This is a genomic window from Flavobacterium ustbae, assembly GCF_003946915.1.
Taxonomy (GTDB): Bacteria; Bacteroidota; Bacteroidia; order Flavobacteriales; family Flavobacteriaceae; genus Flavobacterium; species Flavobacterium ustbae.
On sequence record NZ_RPOC01000013.1, the window covers coordinates 1 to 26281 of the forward strand.

The window sequence follows — 26281 nt, forward strand, 5'->3', positions numbered from 1 at the left end:
ATATGTTTCTTTGAACTATTTAGACGCGAATGTACTCTCATCCCTTTTCACTTTAATACTGTAAATTTACAAATTGTAAAAACTTATAAAACAACATTACAAACATAGGAGTGCGCTAAGTTTTTTTGTTTTATGTTTAAATAAAGTTCGCAAAGCTTTATCAATACAAAGCTTTGCGAACTTTGCTTTTTTCAATTAATTTATTTTAGAGCAAAAACATTGCGTGCTTTGCGGTTAAATTTTTACTCCAGTTTAAGGCTTTCTTTGTTTTTAATATCGAGATTTCTTTTAGTTGTCTAGCTGAGCGCCCTTCGACTCCGTTTAGGGTGATATTTCGTTGTCTTAAGTTTCAGGTTGGTTTCACGTTCCAACAACTTGAAACTTGAAACTTGAAACTTGAAACAAAAAGAAACTAAACTTTACATTTCGCCAATATCTCTTTAACTTCTGTTTTACAGCTTCCGCAGCCTAATCCGGCACCTGTATTTTTGCATAAATCGGTAAAATCGCAAACCCCGCTTTTAATCGTTTCCTCAATATTTCCAGCTCCGACTTGACTGCAGGAACAAACCAGTTTTCCTAAAACCGGTTTTGCATTTGAGCTTCCTCTGAGCAGTGTATTTCGTTTGTCGGATAATTCGATTTTGCTTTCGATCATGGTTTTGAATTCGGCAAACTCGTTTTTATCTCCCATTAAAATAGCTCCCACTAATAAATCATTTTTGACAATGCATTTTTTATAATAGCGCTGTTTTAAATCGGTAAAAACAATTTCTTCGTAAGAATCATCATTTTCAGGGATTTCGATATCACCAATGCTGCACAAATTAATGTCTTCTAGTTTTAGAATATTCATTAAAATAGAACCTTTGTAATAGCTGCTGATATCTCCGGCTAGAAAATTGGCGAGAATATCGGCTTGTTCTTCAGCAGCAGAAGTGATTCCGAATAGTTTATTGTTGAATTCTGCTATTTCGCCAATAGCAAAAATATCAGGGTTAGAAGTTTGCAAATACTGATTTACTTTAACGCCTCGTCCGCAGGCTAAACCGCTTTCGCGCGCAATTTCGATATTAGGAATCGTTCCAATTGTATAAACAATTGCGTTTGCCGTAATAATTTTTCCACTTTTTAAAGCAATTTCAATTTCATTTGGGTTATCGGTGTCAAAAACCGTACTGACTTCATTATCAAAATAAATTTGAATATCTCTTAATTGTACTTCTTCAGCCAATAGTTTACTCGAAATTCGATCCAATTGACGTTCCATTAAACGAGACGCTCGCTGAATAATAGTCGTTTTTACTTTTTTATGTTTTAATGCGGCCGCCAATTCCAAGCCTAGTAAACCGCCTCCAATGATAACCACATGCTGTTCTTCTGGCGGAAGATTTGTATTATCTAAATGTTTCTTTAATCGGTCGGCATCTTCTTTTTTTCGAACAGTGAAACGACCTGGAAGGTGTAGTTGTGCATTTTCTGGTACAAAAGGACGGCTTCCGGTAGCCAAAATTAAAGAATCGTAAGTGTGTTTTTCGCCATTACTGTCTGTAACAATTTTTTGTTCTGCGTCGATTTTGTTAATCGCAACGCCTACTTTCATTGTTATTTTTAATTTTTGAAGTGATTCACCATCTTTTACCTTTAGTAATTGTTCCCAGCTGAATTCGCCGGTCATATATTCTGGAAGTAAAACACGATTGTAGAACGGATTTATTTCATTAGAAAAAACAATAATTTCGTCTGTAGAATTAAATTCTCGATAGTTCTGAATAAATCGGAAAGAAGCTGCGCCCGCACCGACAACTGCAATTTTTTGAAACGGTTTTACATATTTTTTAATCGAAACGGTTGTGAACTTAAAATCGGGTTCTTTTGAAATTGGATCGACAACAGTATTCGTTAAATTATTGGTTCGGTTTAAGTCATTTTCGAGTTGTTTTCCCCAATGCATGGGCAGGAAAAGTACCTTTTCTTTTATAGTATCTGTAACTTTTGCTTTAACACGGACTTCACCATTTTTGCTGGAAACGACTACGATATCACCGTTTTTAATGTCATTTTTAAAAGCATCAATCGGATTGATTTCTAAAACTGGACTCGGAATATGGGTTAATAATCGTGATACTTTTCCGGTTTTTGTCATCGTATGCCACTGATCGCGAATTCTTCCTGTTGTTAGTATAAAAGGAAATTCGGCATTGGGCTGAACCGATGTGTTTTCTATAGAAACAGGAAGATTAAAAATCGCTTTTCCTGAAGGTGTATAGAATTTTTTATCGGTGAACAATCTCGGCGTTCCGGGATGATTATAATCTGGAACTGGCCATTGGAAAGTGCCTTCGTTTTTTAAACGATTATAGTTTAAAAAAGAAATGTCAATATTGGTATTTTTAGTAAGCGCGCAATGTTCTTTGTAGATTTCTTCGGCACTGTTGAAATTGAATCCGTTGAAATTCATTTTCTTAGCAAAGCGAATTAAAATTTCAATATCTGGCAAAGCTTCTCCTGGGGCATTTATTCCCTTTGGCAAATAAGAAATACGGCGTTCCGAATTGGTCATCGTTCCTTCTTTTTCCAGCCATCCTGCGGCAGGTAATAATAAATCGGCAAATTTTGCTGTATCAGCATTATGCGAAATATCCTGAACAACTACGAATTTGGCATTTTGAAGCGCTTTTTCCACACGACGTGAATCGGGTAAACTAACTAACGGATTAGTGCAGATAATCCAAACGGCTTTCATTTTTCCAGATTCTAAGGCTTCGAACATTTCTGTAGCGGTTAAGCCGGGTTTGTCAGAAATGGCGTCTACGCCCCAGAAATCGGCCACTTCTTTGCGATGTGCAGGATTGGCAATGTCTTTATGCGCAGCTAGAAGTGTTGCCATGCCACCAACTTCACGTCCGCCCATAGCGTTGGGCTGACCCGTTAAAGAAAATGGCCCTGAACCTGGTTTTCCAATTTGTCCCGTTAATAGAGATAAATTCAGTAAAGCCGTATTTTTATCAACACCAACAGCACTTTGATTCAATCCCATTGCCCAAAGCGAAATAAATCCTTTTGCTTTTCCGATAAGGTCGGCGGCAAGTTTGATGTCAGGAACAGAAATACCGCAAAGTTTAGAGGCTTTTTCAAGCGAAGTTCCTAAAACTAAATCTTTATATTGTTTAAAGTTTTCGGCATTATTTTTCACAAAATCATGATCTACATATCCTTTTTCTATAATTCGTTTGGCAATGGCATGATAGAGAATAATGTCTGAGCCAGGAATAATCTGTAAGTGTAAATCGGTAAAAGCAGCTGTGTCTGTTCGTCTCGGATCTATACAAATGATTTTTGTCTTCGGATTTTTTTCTTTGTGTTTTTCAAGTCTTCTGAATAGAATAGGGTGGCACCATGCAGGATTTGCTCCTGTAATTAGAAAAGTATCTGCCAATTCAATATCATCGTAAGCAATTGGGACAGAATCTTCTCCAAAAGTCTTTTTGTATCCTACTACTGCAGAACTCATGCAAAGTCTGGAATTGGTATCGATATTGTTGGTTTTCAAAAACCCTTTAACCAGTTTGTTGACTAAATAATATTCTTCCGTTAAACATTGACCCGAAATATAAAAACCAACGCTGTCTGGACCGTGCTTTTTAATTATTGAAGCAAAAACAGCTGCGGCGCGGTCTAGAGCTGTGTCCCAGCTTACGCGTTCCAGCGGATAAGATTTACTTCCTCGCATTTCAGGATATAAAATCCTATCAGAAGTGTCGTTAACTACGTAGTGTAGGTTCATTCCTTTAGAACACAACATTCCCTTATTTACAGGATGATCTTTGTCGCCTTCGACCATTACACCGTTTTTAGCATCGTTGGTTACTATTATACCACAGCCAACGCCACAGTAGGAACAGGTAGTTTTGATCTTCGTAGTTTGCATTTCGTGTTCTATTTTGTGATACTACTTTTATTGAATGGTCTGACTTTAGAAAAGTACTTACGCAAAAATAAGTATTTTTACGTATTAATACGTATTTTTTGAATTTATTTTTTTATTTTTGATGAAAATAAATGAGGAACAACAACTTAGTTTTTAATGTGCTAAAATTAGAACTCATGAAAGAAGAACAAACCATCTGTTATTCCTGTACCAACGAAAATTGTTTTATTAAGAAGCATCTGCATTTAGAGAAGATGACAAGTTATATTTCTAAAAAACAAAATATTACCTGCAAAAAAACACATCGTTTTATTACAGAAGGAGCACCTCTTAACGGACTTTATTTTATTTGTAAAGGAAAAGCAAAAACGGTTAAAACAGGAATTAACGGTCGTGAACAAATAGTGCGTTTGACAAAAAATGGCGATATCATAGGTTTTCGCGGATTTGGAACCAGTAAACGGTATTTAATTGGGGCATATGCTCTGGAAGATACTGTTTTGTGCAATTTTAGCAACGAAATTATGCTGGAAATTCTACAGCAGATTCCTGAATTTACATATGCGTTGATGTTATTTTATGCTGAAGAATTAAACAAAAGTGAAAATAATATCCGCAAGATCGCCCATATGAATGTTCGCGAACGTGTGATAGACTTATTACTTTACATTCATCGCAAATTTGGACAAGTAAATGGTTTAATCGATATTGAGCTTTCGCGAAAGGAAATTGCCGACTTTGCGGGAACTACAGAAGAACAAGCGATTCGTATTTTATCAAGTCTTAAAAAAGAAGCTTTGATTAAAACGGAAGGTAAGCGCGTTGGGATTCTGGGAATTTCAGAATTACGATCTGAAATTATGGAGCATAAGTATTTTTGATTTTTAGAGGTAGAGGTTTAAAAGGGCAAATGGAAAAGGGGTTTGATTATTATATTTTTAAAATTTTCTTATTTGTATTTTTTTAAAAGCTGTGAAGTTGTTTTATATCTTCCATTTTTGAAATCTTCTTCAGATTTAGTTATTCTTTTATTTAACTCTTCAATTGAAATTGTTTTTTCTGTACTTCTAAATTTTGCTTCCGTTATATTTATTGTCTTTTTAATGCTTTTCATTTTCTAATATTTTTTCAAAAACTAAAACTCTATTTCTTAGCTTTTCCTTATTTCTTATCGGATTATACAAAACGGAATTTTTTAGCATGGCTATCAAACTTAATAATTCCGTCTTATTTAATTGATTAATGTTTTTCTTGAAATAAAACTTTGACGCATTTTCAATCCCTTTATTATCATATCCAAAATCATAGTGTAATAACAAGAATTTTAAACATTCTTCGTGAGTAAAATCTTTTTTTATTTTGAAATGATACAAAGCTTTTTTAAATAATGATGAATGGGAATTTGTCGGTATATTATTAGAAACAAATTGACATGGACAATCATTTTCTTCGATTCTTTCATATATTTTATTATGAATCTCAACGATATGATTTAAATTTTCTTTTTGAGAATTCTTGACCTCTTTAGTGATGAATCTAAAATCTTCATTTTGATAAAGAGGATTAAAATCACTTAGTAAATAAAGAATTAACAATACCAAAAGGATTATTACGCCAAGAAAAATTCTAATTGATTTTTTGATCATAAATAAAAAATATTACTTTTTCTTTCCCACAAATCGAATCACAGAACCAGTTCCATTATGAAATAAACCTTCGTTGAGTTCGATTTCTGTCTCTTCTAATTCGATGATTTCGTAATCAGGAAAATCGGCTTTTATTTCTTCGATTGAAAATAATGATTCAATGTCTTTTGGACCGCCAACTTTATCGTTTATTGCTAGGTATTCTAAATGTTTTTTGCTGAAAGCTTCAAAAATGATAATGCCGTCTTTCTTTAGAAGTTTATCCAATTCTTTGTGCATTTTAGATTTAATTGTTGCGGGAAAATGCGCATAGATTAAAGCAATTGCATCAAATTGTGCGGAATGAAAATCTAAAGTTTTCAATTCTCCAACCTGATAATCAATAGATACATTATTGTTTTTGGCGAGAAGAAGTGCTTTATTTCTGCCTTCTTCGCTAATATCAAATGCCGAAACTTGCCAGCCTAATTTTGCTGCAAAAATGGCATTTCGTCCTTCGCCTTCAGCAGGAAAAAGAATAGTGCCTGCATTTAGTTTTTCGATTTGTTCTTTTAGGAAATTGTTGGGTGCTGTGCCGTACGCAAATTCTTCGCTTTTATAGCGATCGTCCCATCTTTGAGTCCAGGTGTTGTTCATTGTATTTATATATTGAATTTGATTATTAAAGGTTTATGATCACTGTACATTGTCCAGTCATGATAACTCCCAATTTCGACATTTTCTAAAGTTTCAATAAAATCATTTGAAGCAAAACAATAATCAAGATGATAGGGCTTATTTTCATGTCTATATAAGTACCATGTTGGATGTTCTTCTTTGCCTTGAATTTGATTAAAGTATCTATGATAAGTGCTGATAATATTTTTTTCTCCCAATTTATTTACGACTGTAGTATGATTTCCTTCTCTTCGTGGTTTGTCCCAAATGGTATTGCTATTAAAATCCCCAATCAAAATGGTTTTGGTTTCTTTAATTAAATTTTCATAGAAATTTATTGCTTTCCAAACTTGAGTTACATAAGCGCCGTCTTTATCTCCTGGATTATTTGCCCAGATGGCAAACAAGGTAAAATCAATTTTTCCACCTGTTACGGCTATTGGAAGAATATTTTTAAAATCAGGATTGTGGCAATCCATTAATTTAAAACGATAATCTCCGTATGAAAAAATACCAAGTCCTTTATTCGCATTTGTACCGTACCAGAGAATATCTGATGGTAATTTGGTGTTGCTCGTAAATTTGAGTTTTTCAGGACTTTCACACTCAGAAATTACGGCAATATCAGGATTAAAAGCTTGAATAAAAGAAGCTTTTTTTCTAAAGGCCATATTGCAATTCCAAGCGATGAGTTTCATACCTATTAATTAAAAAAATAATTATAAGTGAAATCAAATATACTATTTATAAATTTTTAAAAGGTTCTATTTTATAACAAAAAGCCCTTTTTCAAAAACTGAAAAAGGGCAATATCATTTGATTAATATCGCTTTGTAATTTTAGCCAACTAATGTTGTCAAACCACTATTTACGTCAATTTCTGCAAAGTGATGTTTTCCCATAACGATAAGTAGTTTGTCAGAATTATAGCCAACATATCTTATTTCAGGATGCCCATTTTTTGGTTTTCCGCAAACAGAAATGACATTGGTTTGCCATTTCAATTTCTTCCTTTTGTAGGCAGAGATTGTTTGTAAATCATTTTCAACATAGTAAACAATGTTGTTTTTTTTAATGCCTCTTTTTTGCGTTTTCGCAAAATTTATTTCTGAGCCTTTTGAAATCAAGGCATCATTAAATTTTTGGGCAATACCAGTTTGGGTAACCAAAAAGGTTAACATAGATAATTTTAGAAATGGTTTCATTAGGATAGAATTTGGGGTTCTTAATCGGCTCAAATATAAATAATTAAATCATATAATAAATTATTATATCATCAAAAAAAATACCCTTTTCCGATTTTGGAAAAGGGTAAAATTTATAAGTTAATTTTGTGAAAAATTTATTTTTTCCAGCTAAAAATTTTCGGATCAACAGAAATCATTAACCACGCCCAATTGTTGGTATGGCTGGTATCTCCGCCTTTAACAAATTCCATTGTTTTAGATCCAAACATTTGAGAATAACCTCCAGTTACGGTTATATTTTTCTTGAAATTATATCCAAAAGTTGCATCGATCTCAGTTCCTAAGTACGAATCTAATTTTTCATCTACAGGCGTAACAACATCAGCAGCAGTTAAAAATACATGCGGAATTAAAGCAAACTGCCATTTGTTTACATTATAATTTAGTTTGATAAAAGCATCCTGTAAGCCATAGCTATTGGCGTAATTTCCAACATAAAAATAATCCATATAACCGTTAAATCCGTGGTTGGTTCCAAAAAGTGGATTAAAAGATTTGATTACTGTACTTCCTTCATTTAAAGTTTTTCCAGATAAAAATTCGTAACCTAAATCTACTTTAAAAGCTTCTGTTATGTTGTATCCTAAATTTGCCGCAGCATTCCAAGCGCTTACTTGCTTATCGTTACTTTTTCCAGTTTGTCCATACAGCCAAAAGCTAGTATCTAATTTGTCTTTTTTATAAGTCAGGTAAGATCCAAAAGTTTGTTTGTAATTTACCAGAATTTTACTCTCGGGAGTATTTGCATTACGAGTAAATTCGTAACCTGTATTCAATACTAAAAAGCTTGCACCTAAATTTTCGCTAAATTGATTATGGTACCAAGCATATTGCATGTTTTTATACATATTAGGTACTGTATAAGCGGTTTGAGCAAGATTTTCTGCATCTGAATTGTATGCGCCTCCGAAATCTAACTTTTGAGTTTTATCATGATAAGACACCGTTAATGCATCGTGGCTTTGTCCTTGTTGTGCCCAATCCAATCCTCCAAGGATACGTTGATTATCATAAGAAAGCACTTGACGTCCCATTCTGGCACTCCATTTTTCAGTAAAATTATATTGTGCCCAAGCCTCAAAAACTGCTACTCCGTTTTTATCTGCAGAAGCTGTCGTTGGTACATCACCCCAAGTTCTGGTATTTTGTAAAGTCAGTTTTACAATAAAATCGTCTTGTTTGTAATTAATGCCTAAGCGAGAACGCTGTGAAATTTGCGATGTTCCTTCTTGACCATAATTCAGCGGTTGTTTAAATCCGTTTCTATACTCAAAACGTGGCCTTATTTGTAAATTAACATCTAGTTCCTGTGCTTGGATTTCGAAACTTAATCCTACGATAAGTATTAAAATTAGTTTAAGTTTTTTCATAAAATTTTTTGTTTTTTATCGAAGGTAAAACTATAAGAAAAAGATTTCATTTAACATGATTTTAGTCATGTTTTTAATTTTTTTTTAATCTGATTCTAATAAGCTGGCTCCAATTTTATCTTACTTAACTTAATTTCTTTATTCTTAATTATTTGTTTTATAGCATAATGCATCCAAATTAAGCAAAAAGTTGAGAATATTAAAATAAAAATCCATGAACTTGACCAAATTCCAGTTGCAGTTAATAAATACCCGAAGATAATTGGTCCAAAAAATCCTCCTAATCCGCCAATCATTCCGACCATGCCACCGACAACGCCAATTTCATTTGGAAAATATTCAGGGATATGTTTGTAAACAGCGGCTTTCCCAATTCCCCACGAGATTCCGATTAGAATTACTAAAACTAAGAATACCCACATATTTGCATCAAATTTTATTACTGTAATGCCTTTTGCAATTAATTCTTTTTTAGCAACACTTTGATTGTGCGATACTACAACATTCTGCCAGCTCGTAGAAGTGGGGAAAATTGCATTTTCGCTTGTAGTAGCGGTTTTTTGTGCAATTGGATACTCTTTATCTCCTATTTTTACGGTTTGACTATTTATTTGATTTACAACTCCTTTTTTTGCAGCCAATATTCCTGGGCCCGAAGTCGTAATTTCCATTTTAGGAATTGATAATAAAGCACTTAAAATTACTGAAGTTCCCAAGACCCAATACATTACTTTTCTGGCGCCAAATTTATCAGACAAATAACCTCCAAAAGCTCTAATTACACCAGAAGGCAAACTGAACATTGTAGCAAATAATCCGCCCATTACTAGACTGGTTTGATATACGTTCATGAAATTGGGTAATAACCATTGTGAGTACGCAACAAAACAACCAAATACTAAAAAGTAATAGGCACCAAAACGCCAAACTCGTTGTGATTTTAAAGGTGTAAGCATTTGCGAAATTGTTTTTCCGCTACTTTCTATCTTTTTGTTTTTGGCGAAAATTAAAAAGGCGATTCCGATTATTACTAATGAAACAGCATAAATAATAGGAAGCGTTTTCCAGCCATTTTGCGGATCGGCTACAGAAAAATGATTTAATAAAGAAGGAGCTAAGAATGTTGTAATAGCGGCTCCGGCATTTCCCATTCCGAAGATTCCGAGTGCGCGGCCTTGCCATTCTTTCGGGTACCAGATTGAGGTATAGCCAATTCCAACTGCAAAACTGGTTCCTACCATTCCGAATAAGAAACTCAATAAAGCAAACATAGCAAAGCTGTCAGCGTAGGGAAGGAGAAATAGTGGAATTGAACATAGTAATAGCAAAAGAGAATAAACATATTTTCCGCCAAATTTATCCGTCAGGATTCCGATTGGCAGACGCATGATCGAGCCTGTTAAAATCGGAATGCCAAGTAGCCATCCGACCTGAACTACGCTCCAGTTGAAAATTCCGTTATCGACCAAAAAGGTTACTAAAACGCCGTTTAAAGTCCAGCAGGCAAAACACACTGTAAAAGCCAATGTGTTTAAAAATAAAATTTTGTGTGATTGCGATAGTGAGTTTGTATTTTTCATAGCACTTATATTTTTATGTAAAAATAAGTACTATAACTTAGTTAAAACCTGCTAAAACGCAGTTTTAGAAAAATAATTACGTATTTATACGTATTTTTTTAAATTAAAGAATATTCTGTGGCTTTATTAGAAAGTTCCATTAAGTTTTTTACTTTTAGTTTTTTCATCAAATTGAAACGGTGTACTTCTGCAGTTCTTTTACTAATTTCTAATGCTTCGGCGATTTCTTTGTTTCCTTTTCCAGATAATAAAAGTGTAAGTATTTCTTTTTCTCTTTTGGTAATCATCATTTCTTCGCCCAATGCTTGTTTAGGTTCTAATGATGTAGTAGAATTTGTTAATTGGCTAATCAAAATAGACGAAATGTCACCGCTGAAATATTTTCCCCCAGAAGAAACAGCATGAAGTGCTTTTAAGAATTCTTCTTTGCTTGAACCTTTAAGTAAGTATCCGTCAGCTCCAGCTTTAATGGATTTTAATACGTATTCTTCAGACTCATGCATAGAAAGCATAATAATTTTTACATTATTGTTTTCGCTTCTAAGTTTTTCTACTACCTCAATTCCAGTTAAGTTTGGCATACGAATATCTACTATAAGTAAGTCGGGTTTGGTTTCTGCAACTACTTCTAGCGCATCTGCACCATCAATTGCTTCGCCGACAACCTCAATGTTTGCTTCGTTTTCTAGTAAAGATTTGATTCCGTCTCTTACAAAAACGTGATCATCTGCTAAAACAACTCTTATGGTATTACTCATGGCTTACTTACTTTTTAATCTATTTTTTTACGTATATTCATCTACAGCGAAGACGCTAATATACGTACTTTTTTAAAAATAAATTCCATTTTTTTTAAATTCCAAATTACAAGATTAAAAAATCATTAGAAATTTAAATTCCAAACTTTAAAATTCCAAATTCCAATTTCTCATAGTTTTGTCAGGCTGAGCTTCTCCCGATCCTGAAACTTCGGGACGGGACGCTCAGCCTAACAAACGTTGTACAATTGGAATTTGGAATTTAAAAATTGGAATTTTACTTAAGTATTGGAATATTAAAAGTAATCCTCGTTCCTTCGCCAGGGATGGAATTCATAAAGACGCGGCCGTTGATGTATTGAATTCTTTCTTTCATGAACAAAAGTCCCATTCCAGATTCGCTGTTGCGTTTTTTGTCGACGGCATTGACGTCGAAACCTTTACCGTTGTCGTCTACTATTATACTTAAAAGTGTTTCACTGTGAGAAAGTTGTACTATAATATGCGAAGATTCGGCATATTTGATAGCATTGTTAATCGCTTCTTGCGTGAGACGGTAAATGTTGATTTCTATTAACGAATCTAAACGCTTGTCAAAATCGGTTTTGTTGTAGAAAAGGATTTCTTTTCCGGTTAATTTAGAAAGTTCCTGTGTGAGTTTTGAAAGTGACGAAACGATTCCGTGATCACTTAATTCGGGAGGCATCAGGTTGAAAGTTGCCGTGCGTACACCTTTTATAATATCAAGAGAAAGTTTTTTTAAATACTCAATTTTTTGTTCTGATTTTTCTCTGTCGTCCAGATTAATGCTTTCTAAACTGAATTTTAATCCCGTAAGCATTTGACCAATTCCGTCATGAATTTCTTTGGCGATTCGGTTTTGTTCGTTTTCCTGATTTTCAACAATTTTACTTGAAATAATCTTTTGCTGATTGATTTTTTCGGTTGTATTTTCAAGGTTTAAGCGTTCTACTTCGCGCTGGGCTTTTTTGCGCTCGGTAATGTCAAAACATACGATTAAAAGTTCGAGTTCGTCTTTTTTGATCATAACGGGAACCATCGATAAATCGAGCCAGATTTCTTTTCCGTCTTTGTTGATTATTTTGAGTTCGCCTTGCCAGCCGCTTCGTTGTTTTTCGAAAATAAGACGATCAAAATTAACCTGTTCTTTTTCGTCTTCCGTTAAGACTTCTGAGAATTTTTTGTTGGATGAAAATTTGGTGTAATTAAGCAATTTTGCGAACTTTTCTCCGATATGAATAATCGAGCCATCAGGCGCAATTCGGCAATAGAGCAATGTATTTTCCATCGCATAATTGAGCGATTTAAGTTCTTTTACCGAATTTTCTTTGATTTCGCTGATAATTTCGGTGTCGTATGCGAGTTTTAAAGCTTTTTTTTCTGAGGATAAAAGTTGGGCAATTAACCGTTCTATTTTCTTGTTGGTTGGCTTAAAGATAAAGAAGAATTCGAGAAGTAAAACCAATAACGTAAAACCGAAAATCCAATACTCTATTCGGCGCTGTTCGGTTACTTTTTCGTGCGCTTCGAGATCGTATTGTGTTACAATCTCGTTCATTTTAGAAAGGAAAAGACCTTCGTTTTTTAAAATGGTCTGAACGAATTTTTGATTTTCGGCAGCTGATTTTTTCTGTTGTAGATTGAGCAGAAAAGAATCTGTTGTTTGCGCAATTTTATTGAAAATCGGATTGATTTCAAGATATAAAGTAGAGAGTGTTGCAGATTTTTCTTTTGGAAAAGCCAAACTGTCATTTCCATTTTGCAATGCATTTTGGTTTTTTTTCCAAAGATCTAAAACCTCTTTTAAATGCGATATTTGATTTGCTGTCGCGGTTTCAGAAACGTAATGTAAAATCAGAACTTCTTTGACGATTTTCTGACTTAACATTCTTTGTTTTCCCGAAAAGTTTATGATTTTGGAATCACTCAATTGCTGATTCAAATTATATTGAACCAAAAATTGACTGATAATTATGGTTAAGGCAATAGTAAGAAGCGCAAAAAAATACAGTCGTCGTAAATTTTTGAAAGTGATTTTTTCTGCAGCTTCCTGATTGCTTTTTTTCATTTAAATCTTTTTACAACCCTAAAGAAGCTTTTATAAGGTTTAAATTTTCTTCAGAATAGTTGATTTTTAGCGCTTCGGCATGTCCTTTCTCCGACATTTTATCCCAGGTTTTTTTAATGATGTTTTTTAATTTTTCTTCATCATGTTTTTGTACGAAAGGTTCTAAATAATAATCTAAAAACACCAAACAGATTACATCTTCAAGCAATTGGGTTTCGGCGTCTTTTTTGAGCAGTTTTTTTTCAATTAAGAAAGAAACGCGATCTATAAAAGTTTGATCGTAACCTGCTTTTTCAAGAATTTCAGCGGTAGTTTTGGCGTGGAATTTTTTTAATTCTTCTCTCCATTTTAAATATCCAACGCGATCCATCGGGTAAGATTCGCGCGCTACTTTCCATCGACAGATGTGCTGTGCCTTTGAAGCAAGCTGAACTTCTTCTGAAGCGTTTGGTTCAAAATGCATCAGTTTTTCGTACATCCTGTTGGAATACAGTAATTCTTTGGGATATTCTTTGTTTTGATCGATTTCGATATTTGGATCTTGCGCATTTTCAGCATCAATCCATTCGCTTGCTTTTTGGAAAGGTGTTGTCATTTTTTGGTTTAGTAATAGATTTCAAAGATACGGAATTATGAATTTTTTTCTGCCACGAATTTGCGGATGAATGTTTTTTTGCCACAGATTATGTAGATTAAAAGGATTTTTCCGCCACGAATTCACGAATTATTTTTTCTCCCGCAGATTTAGCAGATAATGCAGATTTTTTAAGTGAGTAAAGATTTACACAGATTTTGAAAAATAATCTGCATTATCTGCTAAATCTGCGGGAGACTTTTTAATCCTTATCGATTGTGATTAAACTAATCCGCAAAGCCAACAAAAACTTCGTCCTCCACAATCTTTACAGGATAAGTTGCAATTTGGTAATCGTCGCCGTTTAAATTTGAGCCGTCAACAAGAGAAAAAGTTTTTTTGTGCATTGGGCAAGCAATTTTTGGAATCTCGTCTGCAGAGCCCGTCATTCCTCTTGAAAGCACCATTTCCATTTTGTGAGGACAGGCGTTTTGGCACGCGTACCATGCGTTACGGCGTGCAAAATTGAAAATCGCAATCTGTTTGTTTTTGTATTTAATGCATCCGCCTCGGTTGGTTGGAAAATCTTCTACTTTACCCGCTTTGAACCAAATGGTAGCATCGCTTGCGTGCACTGTTTCGTATAAGTTTAAAATTTCTTCCATAATATTTTTTGTTTTATTTCCTGTTTCTTAGCCCTCTTTTTACAATCATGAGAGTTATGATGGCGCAGTAAAAAAGAGGGTAAGAAGGACAGCAAACGTTTAATTTATTTTTTTTTTTTGAGCTTATTGTTTTTGCTACAAATGCGCAAAGTTTTTTTTCTATTCTATGTCTTTTTAATCTCGCAAAGACGCAAGGGCGCAAAGTTTTTTTTTCTTAAGCTTTGCAATTAGCTTTGCGACTTTGCGTCTTTGCGAGATTATTCTTTTCTAAGACCAGGCTTTTGGCGCTTTTTGATCTCTTAACGGAACAAAAACAGCATTGTCGTCTTTTTCGTCTGAGTTCACAAAATGATTGAAACGTTTCAATAATCTTGGTTTTTCGAGCACTTGTTTCCATTCGCATTCGAAGGTATTTACCATTGTCTGCATTTCTGCTTCTAGCGTTTCGCAGATTCCTAAGCTGTCTTCTATGATTACTTCCTTTAGATATTCTAAACCTCCGTCTAGTTTTTCTAACCAAGTTGAAGTTCGAATCAGCGGACCTGCAGTTCTTATGTAATACATTAAGAAACGGTCCATATATTTTATTACAGTTTCTTTGTCGATCTTTTCGGCTAATAATACCGCGTGTTTTGGATTTGCACCACCGTTTCCTGCGATGTATAAATTCCATCCGCCTTCAACTGCGATAAGACCGAAATCTTTTCCTCGGGCTTCTGCGCATTCGCGAATGCAGGCCGAAACGCCGCCTTTTAATTTATGCGGCGAACGGATTCCTTTATAACGGTTTTCAAGTTCGATGGCAAATCCAGCGCTGTCGTCCATTCCGTAACGGCACCAAGCATTTCCGACACAGCTTTTTACGGCACGAAGTGATTTTCCGTAAGCGTGACCGCTCTCAAAACCATTTTCGATTAAGATTTTCCAGATTTTTGGCAAATCGCTCAGATGTGCTCCGAATAAATCGACTCTTTGTGCTCCAGTAATTTTGGTGTATAAATCGAACTGTTTGGCTACTTCGCCAATTACAATTAGTTTCTCAGCAGTGATTTCGCCTCCCGCTACTCTTGGAACCACAGAGTAGGTTCCGTTTCTTTGAATATTAGCCAAAAATCTATCGTTTGTATCTTGAGTAGTTACATGTTTATTTGCGGTGTCATTGTAAATACTCGAGAAAATAGAAGCGATAACTGGTTTGCAGACTTCGCATCCGTCGCCTTTTCCGTGATGATCGAGAACATCATAAAAGTTTTCGTATTTATTGATTTTTACCAAATCAAATAATTCTTGACGCGTATAGCTGAAATGCTCACAAATAACTTCTTTTACTTCTTTTCCTAAAGATTTTTGAGCCGCTTTTACTAAATCTGAAACCATTGGTTTACAGCCTCCACAGCCTGAAGTAGCTTTGGTTTCTTTTACAATATCTGAAAAAGTTGCACAACTTTCGTCTAAAATTTTACAGCAGATTGCGCCTTTTGTAACATTTTCACAAGAACAGATTACCGCAGTATCCGGCAGATCCATAACACTTCCTAAAGAAGAACCTTCAGAGCCATCGCGCGAACCCAGAATCAAATCTTCCGGATTTTTGGGCAATGCCATTTCGTTAATATAAATCTGAAAAAGTGAATTGTAATCGCTGGAATCACCAACTAAAATTCCTCCTAAAAGCTTTTTAGAGTCTTTGGTAACATTGATTCTTTTATAAACGCCACTTAATTTATTTTCATAAATGATGGCGGTTACGTCATTATTTTCAATAAAAGGGTCGCCAAAACTTGCTACTTCTACACCAATTAATTTCAATTGAGTCGACATGTCAATGGTTTCTCTCATGGTTTTGTCGCCATTTAAGATTTGCTCCGCCGCTACATCGGCCATTTCGTAACCTGGAGCAACCAACCCGTAAATGTTGTGATTGTAAAGCGCAGCTTCACCAATAGCAAAAATGGAAGGATCTGATGTTTGCATTTGATTGTTGACCACGATTCCGCCTCTTACGCCGACTTCCAATCCAGAAACTCTTGCCAGTTCGTCGCGGGGTTTGATTCCGGCAGAAATCACCAGCATGTCAACTTTAAGTAATTCGTCGTTGGCGAACATCATTCCGGTGATACATTCTTTTCCGTCAATGTATTGTGTTACTTTATTAAGATGAATTCCGATATTTAATTCCTCAATTTTAGACTGAAGCATATCACTCGCTCCCTGATCCAATTGTCTCGGCATCAAGCGCGGAGCAAATTCCACCACATGCGGATTCAATCCTAAATCGCGAACCGCTTTTGCGGCTTCTAAACCTAATAATCCGCCTCCTAAAACAGCAGCTTCTGTAGCGCCTTTTTGTTTTATTTTTTTAGCATAAGCCATAATCGCGTCCAGATCTTCAATAGTTCTGTATACGAAGACACCTTCTTTTTCTACACCATCAATTGGTGGAACAAATGCAGAAGAACCTGTGGCTAAAACTAAGTAATCGTACGTATATGTCTTGCCAAGATGCGTATGTATTGTTTTGGCTTCACGATTAATATCTGTAATTAACTCTGAGGTATTTAAAGTAATATTGTTTTCTGCGTACCATTCTGTTGTAGATAATGATAAATCGTCTGCCGTCTTTCCTCCAAAGTATTCACTTAAGTGTACTCTGTCATAGGCGCGTCTTGGCTCTTCGCCAAAAACGGTAACCTGATACTTTTCCTGTCCTGATTTTGCAGCAAACTTTTCGCAAAATTTATAACCAACCATGCCGTTTCCAACTACTATTACTTTACTCATGATTTCTTTAATTAAGTATTACTACGCAAATATAAGTATTTATACTTATAAAAATACGTATTTAATTTATTTTTTAATGAAACAAAAAGAATGTTTACTACGTATTTTGTTCTAGGTCTCTGATTTTACAAGGGATTTTGTGAAATTTGAATTTTAAGTTTTATTCAAATTTGAATACATTCTAAATAAGAATTTCAGAAAAATGTTGTAAATTCATAAGAATTTTACATGTTTTTTAGTCGAAATGAATATTCTAAAATAGGAACCTCATGAAAAATATATTCGCAATCTTGCTATTATTAGTTGTGCTAACGAGCTGTAAATCGACAGCAGGCAAGGATTCTAACACAGCTTCTTCTGGAATTTCTACAGAAGAAGATTTACAATATTATTTTAAAGCCACTGGAAATGAACCGTTTTGGGGAATTAAAATTGGCAGAGATCAAATTGTTTTTACATCTTTAATTCCTGGAAAAGAAAGTATAACTTTTTCTCATACAGAGCCTATTAAAGCAATGGATGCGAATGTGAAGATGTATAAATTAAGTAACGAAAAAACTACTGCAACGGTTTCGATTCAGCAGTTGGAATGTCAGGATTCTATGTCGGGCGCGATTTTTCCATATAGTGTTAAAGCGGAGATTAAAAATAATTCGGAGCTGGACACTCAAAAATTGAGCGGATGCGGTAAATATTATACCGATTACCGTTTGCATGATATTTGGGTGCTGGAAGAATTAAACGGCTATAAAGTTTTTGCAACTGATTTTCAGAAGGAAATGCCTAGAATCGAAATTAATTCAGCAGAAAATAGATTTATGGGATACGGGGGCTGTAATTCAATTACAGGGCAAATTTTTTACGAGAAAGATTTACTGCGTTTTAGCAAAGTGGTTTCGACTTTAATGGCTTGTCCGCAAGGAAATAAAGAAGGTGAATTTTTGAAGGCATTGCAAAGCAGTACAACTTATAGTTTGGAGAACAATCAATTGATACTTTCTAATCCATCAAGTAGATTGATTGTTTTTAAGAAAGTCGATTAATTCTACCTTTTAATATGTCTTATTATGGCTTAAATTTGGCTTCTAGTAGCCTGTAGCGCATTGCCCTTGAGATATTTTTGTAAAATAAAACTTATATTATTTATTTTACATGAAAAAGATTTTAATGTTGTTTATTGCAGTATCATTAGCATATAGCTGCAAATCAGGCAAGGGGACAAATTCGACAGCTACTGTTAGCGAAAATTCGGCAGAAAAGAAATTACAGCAAACTTGGATTTTAGAGAATTTAAACGGGAAAGTGATTACAGAAAAAGATTTTTCAAGTTCGCCTAAGGTAGAAATGACTTCATCAAGTTTTTCTGGTACTACAGGATGTAATGCAATTAAAGGAAATTTGCTTTCATCAGGCGCTGGAAAACTTCAGTTTCAGAATATTACTTCGGAAACTAAAAAATGTGATGCAAAAAAAGAAGCTGAATTTATTCAATTATTGAGAACCACTTCTGGTTACTCTATTGAAAATAATAAGCTTTTCCTTTCTAATCAGTTTGGATTGACAATGTCTTTCAAAAAAGGATAATTGTTCAAAAGGTTATTTAAAAAAAATTGTAATAAAAATGGGATCTTATGATCCCATTTTTTTGTTTTATTACCTCAGTTTTCTTTTTTTTGTCATTTCGACGAAGGAGAAATGATAAGATCAAATGGTTATTCAAACAATTCCTTAGGTTCCTCATTCTCTTCATCATCACTTTCAATAAAATCCAGTTCCAAAGCTTTTACGCTCTGAACCGCATTTCCGGCAATTCCTCGAATAGAACCATACATTCCTAAAGTATTATGAACCACTTTTTCGATTTGTTTTTCGCGTTGTTTCCAGATTCGCTGCATTGCTCTTTTTTCAGATTCTAGATCGTTTTGCATTTGAGTAAAACCTTCTACAATACCTTCAATCTGCAAACGGAATTCGTTGCTTGTAAGGAAATCATACAACATAGACATTTTGTCCCCTTTATTTTCCTGTGCCTGAACGGCCTGATTAATCTGAATTAACGACTGACGTAAAACAGCACTCAATCCTTTAAATTCTTCATAAGTACAAATCCAGATTCCGTCGCGCATTCCCATACGTTCCATTCCGGCAGGCATAACTTCAGTAACCAAAACCCCAATATTGGCTCTTTTGGTTCTAATATCGTTTTTGAACTTCTCAATCCAAGAAGGCTGAAATGCTTTTGTTCTTTTGCTTTCGTAATAAATAGAACCGCAGTTTTGGTGTTCGCGTGTATTTACAATCTGAAGACAATCTGCACCATTGGCACCTTTTTTAACCTCGTCAATGCTATCTAATGGAAAATTATTCGCCAGCCATTCTTCAATAGCCAATTCCATTACTTCGCCTTGTAGCTGCATAGAACCTTGTTCTTGCTTGCGTTTCATTTCTTCCGTTAGCTTTTTTTGCTCTTCAAGCTGTTTCTGAAGTTCTTTAAATTTCAGCTCGTTTTTATCGTCTTCCTGTTTTCTAATTTTTTCGCGTTCCAAAGCCAGTTGTGCATTCAACTGCTTTTCGGCTTCGGCTTGAATCGCTTCTTTCATTTCCAGTTTCTCGCGTTGTAATTTGGCGATTTCACCTTCCATCTTATTCAATTCTCTGATTTTTTCTGATTTTTCAGAGAGTTCTTTTTCCATCAAAAGCAAGCGGTCTTTGTTTTCTTCTTCGAGTTTGGCTTTTAGTTTTTCGCCAATTTCTTTTTCAGCCGTTTTTTTCTCGCGTTCCAAACGTTCAGCAAAAAGTTCATTTTCCTGTTTTTTTTTGGCTTCAAATTCCAATCTGGCTTTCTCCAATTGTTCGTTTTTAAGTTCTAATTCCTTATTTTGAACATTAGCTTTTTGTTGAAATTCTTTACGAATGCTATCTTCCAACTGATGTTTTAAAACATCATTGACATCGATAGGAGTTCCGCAGTTTGGACACTGAATTGAAGATTGCTCAGCCATTTTTATTGAATTGTATTATTGTAGAATTATAATTTGCTAAGATATTTAAAAGTTCTCTTTTTCTAATGTGGATTTCTGTACTAAATTGTAACGAATTTTTGTTATAGCCACGAATCTCACGAATTGGCATTATTTTTTTTTATGCCACAGATTAAAAGGATTTTATGGATTAATTTGCAAAGTTGGGGAGACGCAAAGTTTTGTTTCACGAAGATTTTATAGGATTTAAGCAGATCAATAGAGGATTTATTCGATTTATTAAAAATGAAATTTGCTAAATCTGCGTAAAAAAAATCCTTAAAATCTTTTTAATCTGAGGCAAGAACCACTTTGAGCCTTAGCGTCTTTGTGGCAACAAAAACGCAACAGCAGATTGCGTAATTTTTGAATGATCATCTTTTAAGGTTATTAAAGAAACATTTGTAAACAGATTTACCCTTTTTAATTCTATAAATCCAATTTCCGAATCGGGATTATTTTGGGCAATATTCGAAGGTACAATCGAAATTCCTAAGCCATTTTTAACCAATTGTACAATCGAATTGATATTATTCGCCTCATGAATGATTTTTGGCGTAAAGCCATAAAACGCACAAAGTTCTAATAAAACTTCATGATAATGAGGAGCGTAATCTTTATTAAAGAAAACAAAAGTTTCGTCTTTCAATTTTAAAATCTCGTTTTCAGATTTTATCTGAACCGATTTTTTATTGTAAACTAAAGAAAAACCATCTTTAAACCATAAATGCGATTTAATTTTTGGTGAATGAATGGGCGATCTGATAATTCCCATTTCGATTTTTCCTTGTTCTAAAGCATCGATTTGTTTAGAGGTTGAGATTTCGAAAAGTTTGAAATTTACATACGGAAACTGCGCCTTCAAATGTTTGATCAAATCTGAAATAACAGAAGAATAAATCGAACTGATGTAAGCGATTCTGAATTCGCCCGAAACGTTTTCTGCGATCTTTTTGGTTTTTACTGAAATGTGTTCTAGATTTTGAAAAAGTGCTTTTACTTCTTTTTCAAAATATTTCCCTGCTTCGGTAAGTTCTACTTTTTTGTTGTTTCTAATGAAAAGTTTTGCCTGAAGCTCTTCTTCCAATTCGGCTATTTGTCGGCTTAACGGCGGTTGCGAAATAAAAAGTTTTTCTGAGGCTTTGGTGAAGTTCAGTTCTTCGGCTACAGCCAGAAAATATTTTAGGTGACGTAATTCCATGATACTTTTAAAGTATTATTAATTGATAAAAATAGTATTTTTAAAGTATATATTGAAGTGCTAGTTTTGAAGTTAAGAGTTAGGAGTTAAACGTTAAGCGTTAAACGAACAAGACTCATAACTTCTAACCAATAACTTTTAACCTAAAAATAAAAATGAAAAAATCAACTATTGAAGAAATCAGAGAACGTTTTGACCATGATGTCGAGCGATTTGCCAATTTAGAGACAGGTCAAGTTGCAACTATCGATGCGACAATTTCATTGGAATTAATTACAGAAGCCTGCAAAAGAATTAAGCCGAATGCCGAAAATGTTTTGGATATTGGTTGTGGAGCAGGAAATTATACCTTGAAAATGCTTTCGAAAGTTCCGAACTTGAATTGCACTTTGGTCGATTTAAGTAAACCGATGTTGGATAAGGCTTTAGAAAGAGTTTCGGCAGAAACGTCGGGTAGAGTTGAAGTGAAGCAGGGAGATATACGCGAAGTAGATTTACCAGAAAATCATTTTGATTTTATTTTGGCGGGAGCGGTTTTGCATCATTTAAGAGATTACGAGGATTGGGAAACAACTTTTGCTAAATTGTTTAAATTGTTAAAACCAGAAGGTTGTCTAATGATTTCTGACTTGATTACGCAGGAAACTGAAATATTAAACGATTACACTTGGAAAATCTACGGTGATTATTTAGAAGGAATTGGCGGAGCTGAATACAGACAAAAAGTTTTGGATTATATAGAAAAAGAAGATTCGCCAAGATCAATGAATTACCAATTAGATTTGATGAAAAAAGTGGGTTTTTCTAAAGTCGAAATTTTACACAAAAATATGTGTTTCGGTGCTTTCGGAGGAATTAAGTAAAAAAAATAGCCACGAATTCACGAATTATTTTAAATGCTATGCGTATAGATTTTAAAAAATGAAATTCGTGAATTCGTGGCTATAAAAAATCTAAGCATCAACGGGCATTGGAAATTTGGTTCTTAAATCGAAAACCAATTCTGACGGGCCGTTTTTCTGCAAGTAATCTAATTTTTCAACTGCTTCTTCCATTGTTGGAATTTGTCCTTTCGGAATCCACCACATGGCGGTGTGCGCTTTTCCGAATTTTTGAAACCACTCTTTTCTGCGTTTGAGAAATTCGCTGTGGAATGTTTTATACATATAATATTCCAGAGTTTCGATACTTTCCCAAACAGAAACATTGATGATAATCTGCTCATCATTATACGGATTCAAACTTGTAGCATTGTAACTGTCGGTATCGTCTTTTAGTCTCCAGACAAAACCTTCGCTTTGTTCGGCTAAAGCATTTACAGTATCTAAATTGTCTACAAATTCTTTCATGATTGGGTCATTTATGTCGACGCCTTTCATTTTGGCAATATTAATTTCAGCAAGATGGTAGTTGCTCATAATTGATATAGTTCTGATTTTGTGGTAAGTTAGTTTTTTATTCGCCACGAATTCACGAATTATTTTAAAAACTTTGCGTATAGATTTTAAAAAATAAAATTCGTGAATTCTTGGCGGAAAAACTTATAAAATCTGAGCTGTTTTGTAAACCTGAATTGGGCTTGAAACTAAGTTTTCTGTTTTTTGAATAAACTCTTTTAAATAATGCTGTTCATTATGTAAATCTAAACCAATCTGATCTTTCCATTCTTCCCAAAGAATAAAAACATTTTCTGAAGTATGTAAATCGTAACGAATACAAGCGGCTTCTTTTCTCGTTTCGGTTACCAGATGCGTCAGCATATTTTGAACTTCAATTAAGTTCTCAGGCTTGCTTTTTAAGATGGCAGTAATTGAAATCATAATTATAAGTATTTAAAAGTTTCTTCTAAATGTTTCGTGTAATTCTCCTTAAAGATAACGATATTTTCTGGGGTAGCGCCTTTTTCGACATCATGAAAATGAAATCCGTTTATGCGTTCCATTCCGGTGAATTTGTTCATTTTGTGGAAACCAAACATTACGCCGTCATCAACAGAAGTTTCGTCGAAGAATTCTCCCGGAAGCGTAAAAGCTGTTGCGGGTGCGTTCCAGCTTGTGGTCAGCATGTATTTGCGTCCGTGCAGTAATCCGCCGGTTCCGTAGTTGATGTCGGGATTTACACGGCTTCTTCCGTCGCTTTTGTAGATTCCGTTGTTGTGTCCTTGTGTGAAAACGTCGTCGATGTATTTTTTGAAAAGGTTGGGTACTTGAAACCACCAAACTGGTGTGTGATAGATAATTAAATCTGCCCAAACGAATTTTTCGACCTCTTTTTGAAGATCGATTTCGTCTTCTATGTGGGTTGTTTTTATTTCGTAATTGTTGTTTTTAGAAAGGAATTCAACTGTCCAATCCTGAACGGTTTTATTGAATTGTCCTCCTGAATGGGCAAATTTCTGCCCGCCGTTTATAATAAATATCTTTTTCATTTTTAACTGTTACTTCTTTTGAAAACGGATGTGTGAGGGATAGAAGTGGAAATCCTTTTGTGGCGGGGTTCGCCACAAAAGATTGTAACGGATAGCCCGACCCTTGGGACACACCCAAATTATTTTAATTGTTTGAGATTTTTTTAAACACATAGAAACATAGATTTTTTTCTCCCTCAAAAAAAAGGGAATTGAAAGAAACTAGTTTCTAACACATAGTCCCGAAGCTTCGGGATGAATTGATGCAAGTGAAACGCCTTTAAGCGCAAAGCAAACCTATGTTTCTATGTGTTTAAAATATTAAAGAAAAGTATTATTTTACTTTTGAAATTGCCTGATTGATGAAGTCTAATTCTGAAGCGGAAAGATCAAAATCTAATGCTTTGGCGTTTGAAATAGCTTGTTCTGCGTTTCTGGCTCCGGCTAAAACTATCGAAATTCCTTTTTGTAAAGTTGTCCAGCGCAGCACCAGTTGGGAAATCGAAATGTGTTTGTCGTTGGCTAAAGAACTCAATTCTTCGATTAAAGTTTTTACCTGTTGCAAATCGAATTTTCCGAAGTAGCCGTTTCTATGATCGTTTTCTTTTAGTTTGCTATCGGTGAAATATTTCCCGGTTAATAAACCTCTTTCCATCGGACTGTAAGCAATGATTCCGATGTTTTCTGCAACTGTAAACGGAATTAAATCGGTTTCGATTGAACGGTTTAGCATGCTGTACGCCACTTGATTTGAAGCAATTTGAACTGTTTTTTGCGCTTCCTTAATTTGGTCAATATTGTAATTACTAACTCCAAAAGCTTTGATCTTTCCTTGTTGAATTAGTTTTTCTACCGCTTCCATAGTTTCAGAAATTGGTGTTGTAGCGTCTGGCCAGTGAATTTGCAGTAAGTCGATATAATCGGTTTGAAGGCGTTTTAAGCTGTCTTCGATTTCTTTGATTACATTTTCTTTGGATGAATATTTATAAATCGGAACTTTTTTACCGTTGTCGTCGGCGTCGAAAAAGAAATCGCCTTTCCCGTTATTGCTTCCGTCCCAAACTAAACCGAATTTAGTTAATAACTGCACTTTAGAACGATCTACGCTTTTAATGGCTTCGCCAATCATTTCTTCGCTTAAACCAAATCCGTAAAAAGGAGCGGTGTCGATTGTGGTAACGCCATTGTCGATAGAAGCGTGAATTGAGTCGATTGAATCTTTCTTTTCGGTTCCGCCCCACATGGTTCCGCCAATGGCAAATGCGCCATATGTTATAGCTGATAATTCTAGTTCTGAGTTGCCTAATTTTCTATATTCCATGATTGTGATTTTTTCTGTTAAAAATTGATAGGGCAAAATTATACCGTTTTTATGAGTTGTATTTGGTATATATTTGTCTCTTTTAGGTATATTTGCATCTTCAAATAATTTCGACATGAAAAAAGAAAATTTATATGAGCCTTTTACGGTTTCGTTTGAAACGCTGAGTGAATATCCAGATGTTGGGGATCGTCATAATTTTTTTGAACTGGTTTATATTTTAGAAGGAACTGGTTCTCAATGTATCAATAAAAATATTTTTACGTATGATCCAGGTCATTTGTTTTTATTGACGCCAGAGGATTGCCATAATTTTACGATTGAAACGAAAACGAAATTTTTCTTTTTAAGATTTAATGATATTTATTTGAAAAATTCGAGTCTGCAGAATGAAAATATTCAGCGATTAGAATATATTCTTCAAAATGCGAATCATCAGCCGGGCTGTATTTTAAAAAATGATCCTGATAAATGTCTGGTAAAAGTGATGGTTGAAGCCATTTGTCGTGAACATCAGGATAAAGATGTTTACAATCAGGAATTGATTCAGCAGTTGGTGAATACGCTGATTATTATTGTGGCGAGAAATATTGCTAAATATCTTCCGGAGCAGGTTTCTATTAGTACGGAAGCTAAAGCGATGGATATTCTGCAGTATATTCAGAACAATATTTATTATCCTGAAAAGATTAAAGCGGAATCAATAAGTGATTATTTCGGGATTTCGAATACGTATTTAGGACGTTATTTTAAGAAACATGCGAGCGAAACGATGCAGCAATATATCAGTAATTATAAAACGAAACTGATTGAACATCGACTGCAGTTTAGCGATAAGCGAATTAATGAAATTGCGTATGAATTTGGTTTTACGGATGAAAGCCATTTTAATAAATTCTTTAGAAAACAAAAGGGATATAGTCCTTCTGAATTTAGGAAAACGATTCGGTTGAGTGCTTGATTTTTTATTCGCCACGAATTGCTCGAATTTCACTAATTTTTTTGCCACAGATTAAATTAATTATAGAGGATTT

General features: G+C 34.5%; 24 protein-coding genes. 5 read left to right on the plus strand and 19 right to left on the minus strand.

Annotated features, from left to right (window positions below):
• Nucleotides 1-412: 412 nt before the first annotated feature.
• The gene (locus tag EG814_RS15375) at nt 413-3931 is read right to left on the minus strand and encodes a nitrate reductase (RefSeq protein ID WP_125722786.1); all 3519 of its coding nucleotides are present in this window, start codon (nt 3929-3931) and stop codon (nt 413-415) included.
• Nucleotides 3932-4107: 176 nt separating this feature from the next.
• Between EG814_RS15375 and EG814_RS15380 the strand changes: the two genes are divergently transcribed.
• Nucleotides 4108-4812 (plus strand): Crp/Fnr family transcriptional regulator, encoded by a 705-nt coding sequence (locus EG814_RS15380; protein WP_125722787.1) that lies wholly within the window; start codon nt 4108-4110, stop codon nt 4810-4812.
• Nucleotides 4813-4880: 68 nt separating this feature from the next.
• On the opposite strand, the gene EG814_RS21045 is transcribed toward EG814_RS15380, so the two are convergent.
• The 12 genes from EG814_RS21045 to nirB form a co-directional block, all read right to left on the minus strand.
• Entirely contained in the window at nt 4881-5045 is a 165-nt protein-coding gene (locus tag EG814_RS21045) for a hypothetical protein (protein ID WP_164515333.1), read from the minus strand.
• A complete protein-coding gene (locus EG814_RS15385) occupies nt 5032-5577 on the minus strand; it encodes a transglycosylase domain-containing protein (protein WP_125722788.1) in 546 nt (181 codons plus the stop codon). The genes EG814_RS21045 and EG814_RS15385 overlap by 14 nt, the downstream gene beginning before the upstream one ends.
• A 12-nt stretch (nt 5578-5589) precedes the next feature.
• The gene (locus EG814_RS15390; RefSeq protein ID WP_125722789.1) at nt 5590-6213 is read right to left on the minus strand and encodes a class I SAM-dependent methyltransferase; all 624 of its coding nucleotides are present in this window, start codon (nt 6211-6213) and stop codon (nt 5590-5592) included.
• A gap of 5 nt (nt 6214-6218) precedes the next feature.
• The gene (locus EG814_RS15395; RefSeq protein WP_125722790.1) at nt 6219-6932 is read right to left on the minus strand and encodes an exonuclease/endonuclease/phosphatase family protein; all 714 of its coding nucleotides are present in this window, start codon (nt 6930-6932) and stop codon (nt 6219-6221) included.
• A gap of 141 nt (nt 6933-7073) precedes the next feature.
• Nucleotides 7074-7439: a hypothetical protein gene (locus EG814_RS15400; RefSeq protein ID WP_125722791.1), complete on the minus strand. Its 366-nt coding sequence runs from the start codon at nt 7437-7439 to the stop codon at nt 7074-7076.
• Between the two features lie 137 nt (nt 7440-7576).
• Nucleotides 7577-8851, minus strand: coding sequence for an alginate export family protein (locus tag EG814_RS15405; protein ID WP_125722792.1), 1275 nt, complete (start codon nt 8849-8851; stop codon nt 7577-7579).
• A gap of 95 nt (nt 8852-8946) precedes the next feature.
• Nucleotides 8947-10431: an MFS transporter gene (locus tag EG814_RS15410; protein WP_125722793.1), complete on the minus strand. Its 1485-nt coding sequence runs from the start codon at nt 10429-10431 to the stop codon at nt 8947-8949.
• A gap of 98 nt (nt 10432-10529) precedes the next feature.
• Nucleotides 10530-11189 carry a response regulator transcription factor gene (locus EG814_RS15415; RefSeq protein ID WP_125722794.1) on the minus strand — a complete coding sequence of 220 codons (660 nt, stop codon included), beginning with the start codon at nt 11187-11189 and terminating at the stop codon, nt 10530-10532.
• Nucleotides 11190-11466: 277 nt separating this feature from the next.
• Nucleotides 11467-13278, minus strand: coding sequence for a sensor histidine kinase (locus EG814_RS15420; RefSeq protein ID WP_125722795.1), 1812 nt, complete (start codon nt 13276-13278; stop codon nt 11467-11469).
• Nucleotides 13279-13288: 10 nt separating this feature from the next.
• A complete protein-coding gene (locus EG814_RS15425) occupies nt 13289-13873 on the minus strand; it encodes a DUF4202 domain-containing protein (RefSeq protein WP_125722796.1) in 585 nt (194 codons plus the stop codon).
• A 266-nt stretch (nt 13874-14139) separates the two neighbouring features.
• Nucleotides 14140-14517, minus strand: a complete 378-nt coding sequence (gene nirD / locus EG814_RS15430; protein WP_125722797.1) for a nitrite reductase small subunit NirD — start codon at nt 14515-14517, stop codon at nt 14140-14142.
• A 267-nt stretch (nt 14518-14784) separates the two neighbouring features.
• Nucleotides 14785-17298: a nitrite reductase large subunit NirB gene (nirB, locus tag EG814_RS15435; protein WP_125722798.1), complete on the minus strand. Its 2514-nt coding sequence runs from the start codon at nt 17296-17298 to the stop codon at nt 14785-14787.
• 269 nt (nt 17299-17567) lie between these two features.
• Between nirB and EG814_RS15440 the strand changes: the two genes are divergently transcribed.
• The gene (locus EG814_RS15440; protein WP_125722799.1) at nt 17568-18341 is read left to right on the plus strand and encodes an META domain-containing protein; all 774 of its coding nucleotides are present in this window, start codon (nt 17568-17570) and stop codon (nt 18339-18341) included.
• A 109-nt stretch (nt 18342-18450) separates the two neighbouring features.
• Nucleotides 18451-18882 carry an META domain-containing protein gene (locus EG814_RS15445; protein WP_125722800.1) on the plus strand — a complete coding sequence of 144 codons (432 nt, stop codon included), beginning with the start codon at nt 18451-18453 and terminating at the stop codon, nt 18880-18882.
• A gap of 128 nt (nt 18883-19010) precedes the next feature.
• Here the strand turns inward: EG814_RS15445 and EG814_RS15450 are convergent, their stop codons facing one another.
• Nucleotides 19011-20300, minus strand: a complete 1290-nt coding sequence (locus tag EG814_RS15450) for a DUF2130 domain-containing protein (RefSeq protein ID WP_125722801.1) — start codon at nt 20298-20300, stop codon at nt 19011-19013.
• 337 nt (nt 20301-20637) lie between these two features.
• The gene (locus EG814_RS15455) at nt 20638-21519 is read right to left on the minus strand and encodes a LysR family transcriptional regulator (RefSeq protein WP_125722802.1); all 882 of its coding nucleotides are present in this window, start codon (nt 21517-21519) and stop codon (nt 20638-20640) included.
• A 155-nt stretch (nt 21520-21674) separates the two neighbouring features.
• Here EG814_RS15455 and EG814_RS15460 point away from each other — a divergent pair, with 155 nt between their 5' ends.
• A complete protein-coding gene (locus EG814_RS15460) occupies nt 21675-22382 on the plus strand; it encodes a class I SAM-dependent methyltransferase (RefSeq protein ID WP_125722803.1) in 708 nt (235 codons plus the stop codon).
• Between the two features lie 90 nt (nt 22383-22472).
• Here EG814_RS15460 and EG814_RS15465 read toward each other — a convergent pair whose 3' ends face one another.
• The 4 genes from EG814_RS15465 to EG814_RS15480 form a co-directional block, all read right to left on the minus strand.
• On the minus strand, nt 22473-22937 hold the full coding sequence (locus EG814_RS15465) for a DUF3291 domain-containing protein (protein WP_125722804.1): 465 nt from the start codon (nt 22935-22937) through the stop codon (nt 22473-22475).
• 123 nt (nt 22938-23060) lie between these two features.
• Nucleotides 23061-23339: a putative quinol monooxygenase gene (locus tag EG814_RS15470; protein WP_125722805.1), complete on the minus strand. Its 279-nt coding sequence runs from the start codon at nt 23337-23339 to the stop codon at nt 23061-23063.
• A 2-nt stretch (nt 23340-23341) separates the two neighbouring features.
• A complete protein-coding gene (locus EG814_RS15475) occupies nt 23342-23947 on the minus strand; it encodes an NAD(P)H-dependent oxidoreductase (protein ID WP_125722806.1) in 606 nt (201 codons plus the stop codon).
• 313 nt (nt 23948-24260) lie between these two features.
• Nucleotides 24261-25247 carry an aldo/keto reductase gene (locus EG814_RS15480; RefSeq protein ID WP_125722871.1) on the minus strand — a complete coding sequence of 329 codons (987 nt, stop codon included), beginning with the start codon at nt 25245-25247 and terminating at the stop codon, nt 24261-24263.
• 115 nt (nt 25248-25362) lie between these two features.
• Between EG814_RS15480 and EG814_RS15485 the strand changes: the two genes are divergently transcribed.
• Nucleotides 25363-26208 (plus strand): AraC family transcriptional regulator, encoded by an 846-nt coding sequence (locus tag EG814_RS15485; protein ID WP_125722807.1) that lies wholly within the window; start codon nt 25363-25365, stop codon nt 26206-26208.
• Nucleotides 26209-26281 lie beyond the last annotated feature (73 nt).

Bases quoted from the DNA above. Each gene is read 5' to 3' on its own strand.
- EG814_RS15410 (WP_125722793.1), bottom strand. From the start codon at position 10,431: ATGAAAAATACAAACTCACTATCGCAATCACACAAAATTTTATTTTTA.
- EG814_RS15470 (WP_125722805.1), bottom strand. From the start codon at position 23,339: ATGATTTCAATTACTGCCATCTTAAAAAGCAAGCCTGAGAACTTAATT.
- EG814_RS15405 (WP_125722792.1), bottom strand. From the start codon at position 8,851: ATGAAAAAACTTAAACTAATTTTAATACTTATCGTAGGATTAAGTTTC.
- EG814_RS15440 (WP_125722799.1), top strand. From the start codon at position 17,568: ATGAAAAATATATTCGCAATCTTGCTATTATTAGTTGTGCTAACGAGC.
- EG814_RS15400 (WP_125722791.1), bottom strand. From the start codon at position 7,439: ATGAAACCATTTCTAAAATTATCTATGTTAACCTTTTTGGTTACCCAA.
- EG814_RS15385 (WP_125722788.1), bottom strand. From the start codon at position 5,577: ATGATCAAAAAATCAATTAGAATTTTTCTTGGCGTAATAATCCTTTTG.
- EG814_RS15375 (WP_125722786.1), bottom strand. From the start codon at position 3,931: ATGCAAACTACGAAGATCAAAACTACCTGTTCCTACTGTGGCGTTGGC.
- EG814_RS15455 (WP_125722802.1), bottom strand. From the start codon at position 21,519: ATGGAATTACGTCACCTAAAATATTTTCTGGCTGTAGCCGAAGAACTG.
- EG814_RS15395 (WP_125722790.1), bottom strand. From the start codon at position 6,932: ATGAAACTCATCGCTTGGAATTGCAATATGGCCTTTAGAAAAAAAGCT.
- nirB (WP_125722798.1), bottom strand. From the start codon at position 17,298: ATGAGTAAAGTAATAGTAGTTGGAAACGGCATGGTTGGTTATAAATTT.
- EG814_RS15480 (WP_125722871.1), bottom strand. From the start codon at position 25,247: ATGGAATATAGAAAATTAGGCAACTCAGAACTAGAATTATCAGCTATA.
- EG814_RS15380 (WP_125722787.1), top strand. From the start codon at position 4,108: ATGAAAGAAGAACAAACCATCTGTTATTCCTGTACCAACGAAAATTGT.
- EG814_RS15415 (WP_125722794.1), bottom strand. From the start codon at position 11,189: ATGAGTAATACCATAAGAGTTGTTTTAGCAGATGATCACGTTTTTGTA.
- EG814_RS15425 (WP_125722796.1), bottom strand. From the start codon at position 13,873: ATGACAACACCTTTCCAAAAAGCAAGCGAATGGATTGATGCTGAAAAT.
- EG814_RS21045 (WP_164515333.1), bottom strand. From the start codon at position 5,045: ATGAAAAGCATTAAAAAGACAATAAATATAACGGAAGCAAAATTTAGA.
- nirD (WP_125722797.1), bottom strand. From the start codon at position 14,517: ATGGAAGAAATTTTAAACTTATACGAAACAGTGCACGCAAGCGATGCT.
- EG814_RS15420 (WP_125722795.1), bottom strand. From the start codon at position 13,278: ATGAAAAAAAGCAATCAGGAAGCTGCAGAAAAAATCACTTTCAAAAAT.
- EG814_RS15460 (WP_125722803.1), top strand. From the start codon at position 21,675: ATGAAAAAATCAACTATTGAAGAAATCAGAGAACGTTTTGACCATGAT.
- EG814_RS15485 (WP_125722807.1), top strand. From the start codon at position 25,363: ATGAAAAAAGAAAATTTATATGAGCCTTTTACGGTTTCGTTTGAAACG.
- EG814_RS15475 (WP_125722806.1), bottom strand. From the start codon at position 23,947: ATGAAAAAGATATTTATTATAAACGGCGGGCAGAAATTTGCCCATTCA.
- EG814_RS15465 (WP_125722804.1), bottom strand. From the start codon at position 22,937: ATGAGCAACTACCATCTTGCTGAAATTAATATTGCCAAAATGAAAGGC.
- EG814_RS15445 (WP_125722800.1), top strand. From the start codon at position 18,451: ATGAAAAAGATTTTAATGTTGTTTATTGCAGTATCATTAGCATATAGC.
- EG814_RS15390 (WP_125722789.1), bottom strand. From the start codon at position 6,213: ATGAACAACACCTGGACTCAAAGATGGGACGATCGCTATAAAAGCGAA.
- EG814_RS15450 (WP_125722801.1), bottom strand. From the start codon at position 20,300: ATGGCTGAGCAATCTTCAATTCAGTGTCCAAACTGCGGAACTCCTATC.